Source organism: Leptospira bouyouniensis, assembly GCF_004769525.1.
GTDB classification, from domain to species: Bacteria; Spirochaetota; Leptospiria; order Leptospirales; family Leptospiraceae; genus Leptospira_A; species Leptospira_A bouyouniensis.
In genome coordinates this window covers 1-14,384 of sequence record NZ_RQFT01000005.1, presented here as the reverse complement: position 1 = coordinate 14,384, position 14,384 = coordinate 1, and the positions used below count along the sequence as shown (strand labels likewise).

Genomic DNA, 14,384 nt, shown 5'->3' with positions numbered 1-14,384 from the left:
GCTCAATTTAAATTCTATAACAAAAGATTTAATTTTACTTAAATAGCTAAATTGATCTAAATGAATAAAATTTAATTTTTTTAACTTTATTTAATTAATTAACTATACTTTGTCTTAGGAAAAATACTTAAGTTATTGTAACAAAAACCACAGCGTATAACAGCGACTTACCGCTTCGCTTCGGGACTAGCCCTCGCTCGGCCTGCGGCAAATTGTCCTTCTGGCATTTGCCTTGCTTGCGCAAGCTACATGCCAGTCCCTAACGTCCCGTTACCGGGACTCAGGGGCGGACAACTTCGGTAAGTCTAGTTCGTTATACGCTATTTGAAAAATCATGAATAAGAAACCGTTATTTTTAGTTGCCCCTTTCATAAATGCATCTGATCAAGTATTATTATTGAAAGATACCTTAGCCGTTGAAATCAATACGTTAAATTTTATAGATGTCCAAAAATTCTTTTACACTTTATCCGGTAGAGATAGATTTTTTGAAATTGGCCATTATTTTTCTACAGCTGAAGATCACTATTATTATTTATACGTTGAACTTCCAAACTCAGAAGTAGAATGCAACGATTCAGGAATACCGATTTCCAGTATTCGTTGGCCTAGTAAACTAATAGATGATGCAAAGAAAATAAGTAATGATATAAATTCAAAAATATCCTATATCAATATAATTAGTTCTGGATATATAAAAGTTCCTGAATTCCATATTGCTTACCTAACGAATGACAACAACACATATAAAGCAATTGCTCATCTAGGTGGACAAATTGGATTTGTAACTAATGAAAAATTCAAATTGGAATATCCAAATCTTCTAAATTTAATAAAAAATATTGATAAATTGGATATTCCGAGTTATATTAACTCTTCTAGAAATTATTTAGATTTATCATACTATCTAAATGATAATATGCGATTTTTAAGTATACTAATTGCTTTTGAAATATTATTCAATACAGGAAAAGATCAAATAAGCTATACTTTGGCTAGATGCACAGCGGTTCTAATCGGAGAAACACCAGAAGAATCACAAGCAATATTCGAGAAAATGAAAAAAGCATATAATCTTCGATCAAAACTAGTTCATAACGGCGAGGCAGATTTCTATGAAATTCTCGAATATACTAAGATCACTACAGAATATCTGAAAAGAGTAATATCCTCTTTACTTGGAAAATTTCCAGAAAAAAAAGATTTATTTTCAAAGCTAAATGCCATTGGATTTGGTGACTCACCTTATAAACTTTCAAACAGCGTATAACAGCGGGGAAACGCTTCGCTTCGGCACGAGGCCTCGCTTGGGCTGCGCCACATTCCTCTCCGTCACGCTTCTCGCTACGCAAGAAGACGCGCCGACGCTAACGCCTACTACGTAGGCTCAGCTACGAGGAACGTCGTCTCCCCTAGTTCGTTATGCGTAATGCTCTAAAATAAACTTAAAAATGTTAAACTCAAGGGAAGAAGCATTTGGATTTTGGATAACAGTATTATTCTTTTACTTAATCCTTAAAAAGGAAGGTAGGATAGCCGTATTAAAACTGACAAAACTTCTATTGGGAAAAAAGATTCTAATCATATTTCTCATAATAATACTATACCTTGGTCTTACTACTATTTTCCTAAATTATCTTCAGTTATGGAATATTAGTCAGGCGAAAAATACAACTTTATGGTTTTTGACATATGTATTTTCTGCGATTTCAAAACTAATCTCTGTCAAAAACAAATATTCCTTTTTTAAAGACACATTCTTAGAAAGTTTCAAACTAGTCGTCATAGTAGAATTTCTATCTGGCGTATATACTTTCCCTTTCGTCATCGAAATCTTCCTCCTTCCGGTGGTTGTTTTTTTAATTCTAATAAACCTCTTTACCGAAACAAAAAAGGAAGAAGAATATACTACAATCTATAAGTTTACAAATAAACTATTAATACTAATCGGTATAGTTATCATAGCATATTCAATTTATAAAATTCTTTCAAACTTAGATACTTTCATAAGCAAAGATAATTTATTAGAATTTACTACACCAATATTACTAACCTTATCATTCATACCGTTCCTCTTTTTTCTTAACATATTTATAGCTTACGAAAATACATTCAACCGTATTGATCGATTATTTATTAACAAAAAGCTCAACAGAAATGTAAAATTAGAGGCAATTAAAAGATTTCACTTCAAAACAACTTGGTTACTTAGATGGATCTCTCATCTAAGTATTTTAGATAATCCCAGCCAGAATCTGGATCTATCCTTTAAACACATTAAGGAATTCCAAACCAATATTAAAGAAAACAAAAATAGGATTATTAAGTTAAATGAAGGCTGGAATCCACAGCTTGCCAAGGACTTTCTCAAGGAAGAGGGAATAGAAACAGCATATTATAGGAAATTTTCTGAAGAAGATTATTGGACAGCATTGTCGCCCCAAATAAGCATTAGCAAAGGAAACTTCCAAAATAATATATCTTATTATATTCATGGTAATCCTGAAAAAGCATTTATCCTGAAATTAGTTTTACATGTTGGTGATACTCAGAATAAATTTGAGACATTACAGGAATTCAATCGCTACGTGAATATTCTATTTTTCAAAGCAATAGGATATCAACTTTCAAAATCATTTTCAAAGTCATTAAAAGTAACGAAACCTAAAGAAGAATTTACCGATCTACACCATATTAAATTAGAAAAAATTCAGTGGAATGGTTCTATTTCTAATGGATTTACTTTAAAATTTACAATAAGAAATAAAAAATTTAGTGAATTAGAGCACTACGCATAACAGCATGGAAACGCTGCGCTTCGGCACTTACGGCCTCGCTTGGGCTGCGCCACATTTCTCTCCGTCACGCTTCTCGCTCCGCAAGAAGACGCGCCGACGCTAACGCCTCTGCGAGGCTCAGCTACGAGAAACGTCGTCTCCACTAGTTCGTTATACGACATGGAAAAATAATTCAATGAATATAAAACTATCTTTAATCTTAATAAATAAATAAATAATTACTTCAGATTTAAATTATTTTATACTTTATTACAATTAGATGTTAATTAAATGAAAATGCATATAAGAAAAAGTAATCATCTTAATTTTGCAGTCATATTGGTTTTCGCCGTATTCATTTCTTGTGAAGAAGTAGATGATCGTTACAACGAAGATTCGGATGAAATGATAAAAAAGGAAGACATTCGAAAGATCAAAAAGGGAATGACGAAACATGAAGTTTTGGAAATGCTAGGGAATGGTTACCGGCATCGCTTAACGTATAAACCCCCTATGCCAAGAAAATTTGCAAATGGCAAAGTTGGGTATGTTGATTTTTTACTTGATTACCACTATTATGAGAAAGAGTCAAAAAAATATCCTGGGATACAGGAGGCTTATATTACAAAAACAATAGATTTTGCCTTGTTTTTCGAGAAGGGAATATTAATTGAGTTTTATATTCATGAGGATCCAGCGGATGAAGGATTTCGAAATTTTATTGCAAGTAAAGATATGAACGGTCGGTGGCCGAATGCCTTCTGTGATTTTAAATATTATGTTAAAATAGTAAATAAGAAACATGATAATATCGGAAGCTTTGATAGTTTAGAGTGTGAGTGGCAAAATACTTATGATGAAAAATTCAATTAAATTAAGTAGATAATAAAAGACTAAATAGAAAGTTAAAGGATCCTTTTAATTGAATTGTAATTTTTAATTCGAATTACATTTCTCAAAATTAAATATTTTTTTTTTGATTCGAACATCACATCAGACATTTTCGTTAGCCATTCCACGTCGCATAACAGCGACTTACCGCTTCGCTTCGGGACTTCGCCCTCGCTCGGCCTCCGGCAAATTCCCCTTCTGGCATTCGCCTTGCGTTCGCAAGCTACATGCCAGTCCCTAACGTCCCGCTGGGACTCAGGGTCGGGGAACTTCGGTAAGTCTAGTTCGTTATACGATATTTGCAAAAATTAATTTCTAAAAAAAAACAAAAAGTAAAAAATCATAATAATGACTATAAACTGGGAAAATATTATATCAACGATAATAGGTTCAGGAGTAACTCTTGGCATATTAAAGTTTTTTTTCAAACAATACGTTGGAAATCTATTCAATCACTCTCTGGAAGATCATAAACACAAACTAAGCGCAACCCTCGAAGAAATTAAACATCAATTCGAAACAGACTTAGTTCAGAAGAGAATATATATTGAAAAAAGAAACATTGTCTATTCTGAATTATATTCACATCGCTTAGATAGTTATTCAAATATCAGAGGTCTATTCGGTTTAACTAGAAACTTAACATTCGAAGAATATTCAAAAAAGGATATTGAAAATTTTCTACAAAAAAGAAAGGTAGTGGAGGGTAAAATAAACGAAATAATCGCTAATTTCGATGAGAATAGAGAAAATTCAATAAATAAAATGAATAAATATTTAAGAATGCTAGATTTCCATGAAGCAAGGTCAACATGGAATACATTTCATTCATACTATTTAAAAAATGAACTCTACTTAAGCTTGAGCATCAATAAATCAGTATTAGAATTGAAAAATCAGATACATAAACTGTTGCTACTTTATGAACAAATAAATAATTTTCCCAATTCGTTAAGCTGGACAAACGACATCACTCCACTTGAAAATGAAATAGATTCAGAAATAGAAATAGTTTTAAATAACTTCAAAACGGAATTACAAACTATAAATTAAGCAATAAACATTGCAAACATCGTATAACAGCGACTTACCGCTACGCTTCGGCACAAGGCCTCGCTCGGGCTACGCCAAATTGTCCTCCTGTCACTCGCTCGCATACGCAAGCTACGTGCCAGTCCCTAACGTCCCGTTCCGGGACTCAGGGTCGGACAACTTCGGTAAGTCTAGTTCGTTATGCGTAATTTGACAAATTCTAATAAAAAAATAAAAATGGCAAAACAAAAAAAGAAAGAAACAACTAATATATTTTTGATTTCACCAATTGGTAAAAAAGGGACAGATGTATATCAAAAATTTAAGGATTCATTGGATTTCATAATCAAACCGGCAATCGAAAACTCAAATTTTGAGCTAAAATTAACACGCGCCGATGAAATACAAAAACCAGGATCTATAATTTCTGATATCGTAAATCAAATTGCAAATAGCTATATAGTGATCGCAGATTTAACGGACTTCAATCCCAATGTTTTTTATGAGTTAGGTGTACGACATGCTTTAAGCAATAGAACAATATTAATAGCTCAAAGCGAAGAATTCATACCTTTTGATTTAAAAGATTATAGAACTATAATATATGACAATTCGGCCAAAGGAGCTAAAATCTTCTCGGACTCATTAAATTCTTTTATAAAAGAAATATTCGAAACACCTGATCTAATTGATAATCCAGTATTAGAGAAGTTAAAAAAACGCGAAACAAAAGAGATAGAACATCAAATTACTCCAATTTCAAAAAAAGAAAAACAAAATAATTTATCTGAACGATTCGAAAGAATTGCGAGAATCGACAGGCTTGAAGCGCAACGTACTTATACAAAGCATTCAATTTATTTCGATAACGGAAAAAAAGAATTTGAAATCCCAGGTTCAGAAGGATCTTTTAGACTATTTTGGAAATTAGATTCTAATAAAGAAACAATTCTCAATTACTACTATATCTCTAAAAATGAAGAACACATAAATTGGGATACTCTACGTTCTGAAATTAGACTACTTATTGCTGAGACAAGTGATTTCCCTTCCGATATCAAATTTATTTTACTAACAGATAAAAAAATTACTATTCGTTCAAAAATAGAATTAATAACCAGTTTCAATAAATTATTATCAAAGATACCATCTAAGCGAAGAAAATTTTATATATTAGATATTTGGGATGATATGTTTCTAAAAAAATGGGAAAAAAAAGAAGGTATAATTGATTAGAAGTCAAACTACGCATAACAGCGACTTACCGCTACGCTTCGGCACAAGGCCTCGCTCGGCCTCCGGCAAATTCCCCTTCTGTCACTCGCTCGCATACGCAAGCTACGTGCCAGTCCCTAACGTCCCTTCGGGACTCAGGTTCGGGGAACTTCGGTAAGTCTAGTTCGTTATGCGAAATAATTTAAAATATATTTAAAAAAAAAATGAAAATAAAAAGAAATCTAACCCATATTCTAACAATAATATCATTCTTTTACGTTTTACCATGCTCTGTATTTGCAGAAACTACTTCAGAAAGCAATCCAATTAAAGACAGAAAAAGAATACACACTTACGTTAGTACATTTATGTATTCGAAACCAAGATTCAATATACTTTATGGCATAACGAATAATTTATACTTGGGAATTTCATTAAGAAATGGTGAAAAATCCAATTCTAGTGAAAACTTAAATCAAAGTTCCAATAATTCAGTTGATTATTTTCAAAATAATAAGACCAAATTCAATGACCTTTTTACGATTAAAACTCAGTATTTTTTCTTTGGAAATTTATATTCAAATTTAGAGTTAGGTTTATTAACAGGATATAAGGAAGATAATAGAAAGTTCAAAATTTTTCTAAATAATTCCGAAGTTCTACCGTATTCAAAAACTACCACTTCATCTGATAAATACTTATTTAGCATCGGATTAGGATATAGAAAAGAATTTTTTGAACATATTCTTTTAGGTACAGAAATTAATTATGGAATTCTTTCCGCAAGTAAGATCAATAATCATTATACTTTCATTCCGCAATATTATAATGGTTTACCAAGTGATTACATTTTTGATCAATTATATAGTGATAAAAGCGACTATGGAACTAGAAAATTCTTTAATATTACCATCTATGCTGGTATAGCTATTTAATAATAAAATTACTTCGCATAACAGCGACTTACCGCTACGCTTCGGGACGAGCCCTCGCTCGGCCTGCGGCAAATTCCCCTTCTGGCATTCGCCTTGCTTACGCAAGCTACATGCCAGTCCCTAACGTCCCGGCGGGACTCAGGGGCGGGGAACTTCGGTAAGTCTAGTTCGTTATACGCAATGACTTTGCAAACTCCAAATAGGAATTAAAAATAATGCTAAATCAAATTATAATCAAAGGTTATAAATCGTTAAAGAATTGTGATCTGAGTCTCAGAGAAGGATTAAATATAATTGTTGGTAATAATGATGTTGGAAAAAGCTCTCTCCTTGAGGCAATGCATCTTGGGTTAACGGCAACGTTAAATGGTAAATTAATTCAAAATGAAATTTCTCCTTATCTATTTAACAAAGAAATTACTGATCAATATCTAAACTCACTGCCTACGGATAACATACTTCCACCACCATCAATTAAAATAGAAATTTATTTCAAGGATTTTTCAAATTTAACAAGTTTAAAAGGGACCAACAATTCTTTAAAATTAAATGTACCTGGAGTAGCTCTCAAAATTGAGTTTGATCAAGCATATTCAGAAGAGTATAAAGAATATATTAAAGATCCTTCCCAGGTAAGGACTTTACCAACTGAGTATTATTCTTCTCAATGGATATCTTTTGCAGGAAACACGATAACTCACCGAAGCCAACCATTTGGATCAAGCTTTATCGACGCCTCATTAATAAAGAACAATAGCGGAACTGACAAATATTTATCGCGACTAATTAATGACAAACTTACTACAAAAGAAAAAGTCGACCTTTCTCTAGCTTTTAGAAAACTAAAAGAGGAATTTGCCGAGAATCCAAAAATTAAAGAAATAAACGATGAGTTGAAAAAATTAAATGGAGAAGTTAGTGACAAAGAATTATCAATTTCTGTTGACAATTCTGCAAAGTCATCTTGGGAGAATGGAATCATTCCATATTTAGCTGATATCCCTTTTACATATACAGGGAAAGGAGAACAAAGTACTTTAAAAATAAAAGTATCACTCGAAAATTCACTCACAAATTCATTCGTTTTTTTGATCGAAGAACCTGAGAATCATTTATCTTATACAAATATGTCAAAGCTTATTGATTATATAGAAAAAAAATGTAAAGGAAAGCAGGTATTCATTACTACTCATAGTAGTTACGTACTTAACAAATTAAGATTAGAAAATGTAATTTTATTTAGTCAAAATTCTCATTTACGACTGGACGATATCCCAAGTGATACTTCAGATTATTTTGAAAAACTACCTGGATATGAGACATTGCGGCTAATCTTAGGTAGAAAAGCAATTTTAGTTGAAGGTCCCTCTGATGAATTAATTGTTCAACGAGCATATTTTGATTTAAATAACAAACTTCCAATTGACGATGGGATCGATGTAATTTCTGTTAACTCCTTAGCATTTAAAAGATTTTTAGAAATCTCTCAAAGATTAAAAATCGAAACTGTAGTATTAACGGACAATGATCAAAACATTGATGCTATTAAGAAAAAGTATAAAGCTTTTGAAAATTTCCAGTTTATAAGGATTCTATTTGATTCAGATATTTCCAGTCCAACTCTCGAGCCACAGCTAGTTAAAGTCAACGAACTAGACATCCTAAATAAAATTTTAGACAAAGAATTCAGTTCAAAAGATGATCTAATAAAATATATGGTAGGTAATAAAACTGATGTCGCACTAAGAATTTTTAAATCCGATAGGAAGATTAATTATCCTAAATATATATTAGATGCCTTCCAATAAGTATATTCATATCTCTTCCGCTGGCTCTGGTAAGACAACTTACTTAGTTAATAACGCAATAAATGAAAAAGAGAGAAAGGGATTAATTACCACTTATACTACAGAAAATTTAAATGAAATTCAAAAGAAATTTATCAAAAAGAATCAATGCATTCCCAAAAACATTGAAATAATGAGTTGGTATTCATTTTTAATAAGAGAATGTGCCAGACCTTATCAAAATTTCTTATATGAAAAAAACAGAATAGAGTCTCTATTTTTTGTAGAAGGTAAATCTGCTCTATATGCAAACAAATCAAACGTAGAAAAATATTTCTTCTTTGACGGAAAATATATCTATAGCGATAAAATTAGTGAATTTATCATTGAAATAAACAAAAAATCGAATGGATTAGTTATTCAACGACTCGAGCAACAATATGATTTTTTATGTATAGATGAAATCCAAGACCTGGCGGGCTATGATCTAGATTTTATTGAATTATTATTAGAATCAAACATTGAAATTCATTTCGTCGGCGATCCTAGACAAGGTGTTTTCAGCACAAACAATTCTGCCAAATATAAAAAATTCAGAGGCGAGAGCATTGTCGACCTTTTTAAGGACTGGGAGACTACTGGAAAATGCCAAATAATTGATCGTAACTTTAGCTATAGATGCCATGAGACTATTTGTCAATTTGCAGATAATTTATATCCAAATTATCCAAAGACTAAATCAAAATTAGAAGAAATAGTAGAGCACACAGGAATATTTTTTCTAAAACTTGCCGATCTCGAAGTATATTTAAAAAAATATAATCCAGTCGTACTCCGATATTCAAAATCAACTAAATTTTTACATGGAAACGCTCTAAACTTTGGAAGTGTCAAAGGACTTACTTTTGAAAGAGTCTTGATATTACCTAATGGTCCCATAAATGATTTTCTAAAACTAGGTAAAATAGAGAAACTTGCTACTTCGACAAAATCTAAGCTTTATGTCGCCATTACACGTGCAAAATTTAGCGTAGCTTTTTTATATGAAAATAAATCAGACTTAATAAATATTACTCAATATCAAAATATTCCTTAATAACCAAGTCACTGCGTATAACAGCGCCTTAACGCTTCGCTTCGGGACAGGCCCTCGCTCGGTCTGCGACACATAGGCTTCTGGCACTCCCCTTGCTTACGCAAGTGTCGTTCCAGTCCCTAACGTCCCGTTCCGGGACTCAGGGCCAGCCTACGTCGTTAAGGCTATTTCGTTATGCGAAATAAAAAGCCAAATAATCCATATGGAAAAGTTTTGCATATCTCATAATAACCGATACTTGTATGAACAGGTCTAATGGTGGAGAAAAATATGAAAAATGTAATTGTAGTTATTGGTGCAGGATCGATTGGCCAGGCTGTCGCCCGACGGGTTAGCTATGGTAAACATGTATTGTTGGCTGATTTGAAAATAGAAAATGCTGATGCGGCAGCTGAAGTAATGCGGAATGCAGGGTTTGATGTAAGCACATCAATAGTCGACGTATCCTCCCGCAATTCAATTCGCGCTCTCGTCCAGAAATCTTCTGAAATTGGAAATATTACAGGCGTTATACACGCGGCTGGAGTTTCACCGTCTCAGGCAACGCCTGAGACGATTTTAAAAGTTGATTTGTATGGTACAGCCTTAGTGTTGGAAGAATTCGGAAATGTCATCGCACTAGGCGGATCTTGCGTGGTTATCTCTTCACAATCAGGGCATCGCCTGCCGGCACTTTCGCCTGAACTAAACCAAGCACTGGCTATTACACCCGCCGATGAATTACTGGATCTTCCCATGCTCCAATTGGATTTGATAACTGATCCACTCTATGCTTACCAAATCTCAAAACGCGGAAACTCGTTGAGAGTAATGGCCGAAGCAGTGCGTTGGAGTAAACGCGGCGCAAGAGTCAATACGATTAGTCCTGGAATAATTTACACTCCACTTGCTCGAGATGAACTTAAAGGTCCACGCGGTGATGGATATCGTCATATGATCGAGCTATCCGCGGCTGGACGTGCTGGTACCCCTGATGAGGTCGGCGCAGTTGGTGCCTTATTGATGGGACCTGAAGGAACATTTATCACTGGCAGTGACTTTCTTATGGATGGTGGAGTGACTGCTTCTTACTGGTATGGTGAACTCGCACCGAATAAATGAGGTGTTTAGTTTTATAATAAAAAATACCATAAGAAAATGCCTTTTTACTTCGCATAACTGCGGCTTATCGCTACGCTTCGGGATTCACTTCGTTTACCCTCGCTCGGGCTTTGCCACATTGGTCTCCGTCACGTTTCTTGCCTTAGCAAGAAAACGCGCCGACGGTAACGCCTGCAAAGCAGGCTCACCTACGACCAACGTCGATAAGCCTAGTTCGTTATGCGACATCTGAAAAAATCTATTTAGAATCAAAGTATGAAAAAAAGAATTTTCACAATTTTAAGCATCTTATAAATTTCACTAACAATGGACTTAATGCCTCAGCCTATTTATAAAGATAAAAATATCGCAATTTTCAATCCTTCTAACGAAGAAAAAGAGCAATTAAATTACTTAAGACATGAAGCAATCAAATTCATAAAAGAGAAAACTAAAAAGGAAATTTCGAAACCAATATCTATAGAATTGTTACAGGATGCTATCAATCTGACAAATAAAAATACTAATGAATATATTTTATATGGATTTGGAGTTTTACTTGGAGATTATTTTGTTGAAAAACACAAAATGAAATGGATTACCATAGAAGATGAATATGGAAAAGATTTAGTTATTTCTATAGAGAAAACATTATACTATATTGGTGTAATTACTATAATTTCAAAAATAATTGAAAATAATGAAAAAATTGATGTTCAGTATCTAATCTCACAAATTGAAAAACATATGAAAGAGAATTTGAAAGATTACAAAACCTTTTAATTTAAAAATATCTATTTAGTCGATATATCATTAAAATAAGTTATCTTGAAAATAATCATATAAATAAGTATATCTTTCAGTTAATTATTATACTAACTAACTAGATAAAATTTTAAATAGAATTTAAAATTATTCCATGAAATGGAATCTTTAGCAAAACCAAATGTATTTAATACGTGAGTATTGATAAGAAAATTCAGACGTCGCATAACAGCGTCTTACCGCTACGCTTCGGGACAAGCCCTCGCTCGGCCTCCGGCAAATTCCCTTTCTGTCACTCGCTCGCATACGCAAGCTACGTGCCAGTCCCTAACGTCCCTTCGGGACTCAGGGTCAGGGAACTTCGGTAAGTCTAGTTCGTTATACGACATGTCTAAAATCAAAATGATACTAAAAGATTTAAAAAACGAAGATATAGTTAATCTCTACTCAGAAATAATAAAAGAGTTAAAAAATCGAAAAATCATACGTACGAAAAATATCTTAGGTGATTTAGCTGAATTTATCTCAATAGAAACATACAATAAAACACCTGGATTGCCAAATCTTCAAGCTGCCCCACCAGGTACCCAAAATATAGACGCTATTAGTAAAAAAGGCGAACGATATAGTATCAAAGCTACTTCTGGAAATTTAACAGGTGTATTCTATGGATTAAATGACCCAGATTCCAATAATCCAGAATTGCAAAAATTTGAATTTGTTTTGATTGTAATATTTAATAATGAATTTGAATTACAAAGAATTTTAGAAATTAATTGGAATCAATTTTTGAAATTTAAACGGTGGCATAAAACAATGAGAGCTTGGAATCTATCCATAACAAAAGAACTGATAACTTCGGCAAAAACTATCTATAGCAAGGTTGATATTACTTAAACATGGAAAATACATCATATTTAATCCAATCATCAAGTATAACTATTATCTCCGCTACTTTTATCCTAGTTATATCTCAAATCTTAAATAATTTTGTTTTCGCCGCGCTAAAAGAATTTCAGATAATTAAGGGAAAAATAAGTTATAATCTTGTATACACAAGCAATCTTTACGGATTAGTAGATGGTAATTCAAAGAAAAAGGATCTCATTAAAACTGTAAACGACGGAGCTATTGAATTGAGAAAAATAGCATGCCAATTAATTGAAATACATCAAACTATACCATTTAAAAATATATTTATTTTTCTAAACATTATTCCATCTGCTCAAATAGTAAAAACAGCTTCAGGAAATTTAATTGGGCTTTCAAACTTACTTTTCGACGCAGATCCCTGGGAATCAAAGAATGAAAAATACATTGAAATCAAAAACTTACTCAATATACTTTAGACACGTCGTATAACAGCGGGGAAACGCTTCGCTTCGGCACGAGGCCTCGCTTGGGCTACGCCACATTCCTCTCCGTCACGCTTCTCGCTCCGCAAGAAGGCGCGCCGACGCTAACGCCTACTACGTAGGCTCAGCTACGAGTAACGTCGTCTCCCCTAGTTCGTTATACGCAATGGCAAAAAAATGACTCTACCAATTCAAAACAAATTAAAAGAATTTTTTAAAGCAAAGCATGGTGAGCTAATGGCTCTATCAAAGCAAGCAATTACAGGCAATTCTAATATCAATGGAAACCACCGTGAACTAATAATCGATCGGTATTTAAGAGAAATTTTACCAAAAAGATTTGATATAGGATCAGGCATTGTACACGGAATGATATCCGAATCCTCACAATCGGATGTTGTAATCTGGGATTCTCATAATTATCCCTCTATTAAAATGCAAGGGAATAGCATTTATTTTACGGAATCTGTTCGAGCTTGTGTTGAAGTTAAAACAAATTTTAACCAAGATGAGTTAAGCGATCTAAAATTAAAAACAGATAAACTTAGAGAAACGAATATTGCCAAACACTACCATCCAACCATAAAAGAAGAACTACAACGAATCGAACAAAGTATCTACGAATTGCAGTCAGGTATTGTACAATCGGGTATGTTAATAATTCCAGATAGATCAGCAAGTATCGGCTTCTTTTTTAACGGAGGAAAAAAATATTCCATTGATAAGTTAACGAAGGAAGAAATTGAAGTCCTAGATGACGATTGGCCAGATCTTATTATTTTACTTGAAGCTGGAGTAGTTATATTTAAATACATAGAAGAAAAAAATGTAATAATAAATGGGGAAGAAAGAATAATAGATACTCCATATCTAAAACAAATAAATTGTGGAGAAGATAGTCTTCTTTTATTTACCGCAAAACTTCTGTCACTATTATCCGAAAGAGTAGTAAATATTGAAAATTATTCATATTTCGAAGACTACACCGCAGGAATATTTAATTCTTTACCTAGTATAAAAATAGAATACCCTATAAAAAGATTTTTACCAGGAACAAGATATCTATAAATTTGCCACAGCGTATAACAGCGGGGAAACGCTTCGCTTCGGCACGAGGCCTCGCTTGGGCTTCGCCACATTCCTCTCCGTCACGCTTCTCGCTCCGCAAGAAGACGCGCCGACGCTAACGCCTCTGCGAGGCTCAGCTACGAGGAACGTCGTCTCCCCTAGTTCGTTATACGCTATAGGCAAAATGTATGCCTCAGGACATGGGTAACACTTTTGTAGCAAGACATAGGTAACACTTTCAGGTTTCTATTCCCTTTAGATCACCTTTACAGGAGGGCTTTGGGGATGCCTTGGAAGGAGAATAATACCGTGGATTTAAGATTTCAATTTGTTCTGGATAGCTTCCAGAATGACGTCAATTTTACTCAGCTTTGTGCTCAGTA

13 protein-coding genes are annotated in these 14,384 nt (G+C 33.5%); all 13 read left to right on the top strand.

What is annotated here, in order from left to right:
* The first annotated feature begins 334 nt into the window (after nucleotides 1–334).
* The 13 genes from EHQ43_RS06130 (at nucleotide 335) to EHQ43_RS06065 (ending at nucleotide 14,001) form a co-directional block, all read left to right on the top strand.
* Nucleotides 335–1,270, top strand: coding sequence for a HEPN domain-containing protein (locus EHQ43_RS06130; RefSeq protein WP_135770411.1), 936 nt, complete (start codon nucleotides 335–337; stop codon nucleotides 1,268–1,270).
* A 181-nt stretch (nucleotides 1,271–1,451) separates the two neighbouring features.
* The gene (locus EHQ43_RS06125; protein WP_135770410.1) at nucleotides 1,452–2,798 is read left to right on the top strand and encodes a hypothetical protein; all 1,347 of its coding nucleotides are present in this window, start codon (nucleotides 1,452–1,454) and stop codon (nucleotides 2,796–2,798) included.
* Nucleotides 2,799–3,068: 270 nt separating this feature from the next.
* Nucleotides 3,069–3,650 carry a hypothetical protein gene (locus EHQ43_RS06120; RefSeq protein ID WP_135770409.1) on the top strand — a complete coding sequence of 194 codons (582 nt, stop codon included), beginning with the start codon at nucleotides 3,069–3,071 and terminating at the stop codon, nucleotides 3,648–3,650.
* Between the two features lie 366 nt (nucleotides 3,651–4,016).
* Nucleotides 4,017–4,721, top strand: a complete 705-nt coding sequence (locus EHQ43_RS06115) for a hypothetical protein (protein ID WP_135770408.1) — start codon at nucleotides 4,017–4,019, stop codon at nucleotides 4,719–4,721.
* 216 nt (nucleotides 4,722–4,937) lie between these two features.
* Nucleotides 4,938–5,936 (top strand): hypothetical protein, encoded by a 999-nt coding sequence (locus EHQ43_RS06105; RefSeq protein WP_135770406.1) that lies wholly within the window; start codon nucleotides 4,938–4,940, stop codon nucleotides 5,934–5,936.
* A 203-nt stretch (nucleotides 5,937–6,139) separates the two neighbouring features.
* Nucleotides 6,140–6,850 (top strand): hypothetical protein, encoded by a 711-nt coding sequence (locus EHQ43_RS06100; protein ID WP_208730949.1) that lies wholly within the window; start codon nucleotides 6,140–6,142, stop codon nucleotides 6,848–6,850.
* Between the two features lie 215 nt (nucleotides 6,851–7,065).
* On the top strand, nucleotides 7,066–8,658 hold the full coding sequence (locus EHQ43_RS06095; RefSeq protein WP_135770404.1) for an ATP-dependent nuclease: 1,593 nt from the start codon (nucleotides 7,066–7,068) through the stop codon (nucleotides 8,656–8,658).
* Nucleotides 8,645–9,733 carry a UvrD-helicase domain-containing protein gene (locus EHQ43_RS06090; RefSeq protein WP_135770403.1) on the top strand — a complete coding sequence of 363 codons (1,089 nt, stop codon included), beginning with the start codon at nucleotides 8,645–8,647 and terminating at the stop codon, nucleotides 9,731–9,733. The genes EHQ43_RS06095 and EHQ43_RS06090 overlap by 14 nt, the downstream gene beginning before the upstream one ends.
* A 270-nt stretch (nucleotides 9,734–10,003) precedes the next feature.
* Nucleotides 10,004–10,834: an SDR family oxidoreductase gene (locus EHQ43_RS06085; protein ID WP_135770402.1), complete on the top strand. Its 831-nt coding sequence runs from the start codon at nucleotides 10,004–10,006 to the stop codon at nucleotides 10,832–10,834.
* 315 nt (nucleotides 10,835–11,149) lie between these two features.
* On the top strand, nucleotides 11,150–11,596 hold the full coding sequence (locus tag EHQ43_RS06080) for a DUF3806 domain-containing protein (protein ID WP_167481755.1): 447 nt from the start codon (nucleotides 11,150–11,152) through the stop codon (nucleotides 11,594–11,596).
* 369 nt (nucleotides 11,597–11,965) lie between these two features.
* The gene (locus EHQ43_RS06075; RefSeq protein WP_208730946.1) at nucleotides 11,966–12,475 is read left to right on the top strand and encodes a hypothetical protein; all 510 of its coding nucleotides are present in this window, start codon (nucleotides 11,966–11,968) and stop codon (nucleotides 12,473–12,475) included.
* A 2-nt stretch (nucleotides 12,476–12,477) separates the two neighbouring features.
* On the top strand, nucleotides 12,478–12,927 hold the full coding sequence (locus EHQ43_RS06070) for a hypothetical protein (protein WP_135770400.1): 450 nt from the start codon (nucleotides 12,478–12,480) through the stop codon (nucleotides 12,925–12,927).
* Nucleotides 12,928–13,110: 183 nt separating this feature from the next.
* Nucleotides 13,111–14,001: a DUF6602 domain-containing protein gene (locus EHQ43_RS06065; RefSeq protein ID WP_135770399.1), complete on the top strand. Its 891-nt coding sequence runs from the start codon at nucleotides 13,111–13,113 to the stop codon at nucleotides 13,999–14,001.
* Nucleotides 14,002–14,384 lie beyond the last annotated feature (383 nt).

Excerpts from the sequence above, each read along its gene's own strand:
- EHQ43_RS06130 (WP_135770411.1), top strand. The coding sequence starts at position 335 with ATGAATAAGAAACCGTTATTTTTAGTTGCCCCTTTCATAAATGCATCT.
- EHQ43_RS06125 (WP_135770410.1), top strand. The coding sequence starts at position 1,452 with ATGTTAAACTCAAGGGAAGAAGCATTTGGATTTTGGATAACAGTATTA.
- EHQ43_RS06120 (WP_135770409.1), top strand. The coding sequence starts at position 3,069 with ATGAAAATGCATATAAGAAAAAGTAATCATCTTAATTTTGCAGTCATA.
- EHQ43_RS06115 (WP_135770408.1), top strand. The coding sequence starts at position 4,017 with ATGACTATAAACTGGGAAAATATTATATCAACGATAATAGGTTCAGGA.
- EHQ43_RS06105 (WP_135770406.1), top strand. The coding sequence starts at position 4,938 with ATGGCAAAACAAAAAAAGAAAGAAACAACTAATATATTTTTGATTTCA.
- EHQ43_RS06100 (WP_208730949.1), top strand. The coding sequence starts at position 6,140 with ATGAAAATAAAAAGAAATCTAACCCATATTCTAACAATAATATCATTC.
- EHQ43_RS06095 (WP_135770404.1), top strand. The coding sequence starts at position 7,066 with ATGCTAAATCAAATTATAATCAAAGGTTATAAATCGTTAAAGAATTGT.
- EHQ43_RS06090 (WP_135770403.1), top strand. The coding sequence starts at position 8,645 with ATGCCTTCCAATAAGTATATTCATATCTCTTCCGCTGGCTCTGGTAAG.
- EHQ43_RS06085 (WP_135770402.1), top strand. The coding sequence starts at position 10,004 with ATGAAAAATGTAATTGTAGTTATTGGTGCAGGATCGATTGGCCAGGCT.
- EHQ43_RS06080 (WP_167481755.1), top strand. The coding sequence starts at position 11,150 with ATGCCTCAGCCTATTTATAAAGATAAAAATATCGCAATTTTCAATCCT.
- EHQ43_RS06075 (WP_208730946.1), top strand. The coding sequence starts at position 11,966 with ATGTCTAAAATCAAAATGATACTAAAAGATTTAAAAAACGAAGATATA.
- EHQ43_RS06070 (WP_135770400.1), top strand. The coding sequence starts at position 12,478 with ATGGAAAATACATCATATTTAATCCAATCATCAAGTATAACTATTATC.
- EHQ43_RS06065 (WP_135770399.1), top strand. The coding sequence starts at position 13,111 with ATGACTCTACCAATTCAAAACAAATTAAAAGAATTTTTTAAAGCAAAG.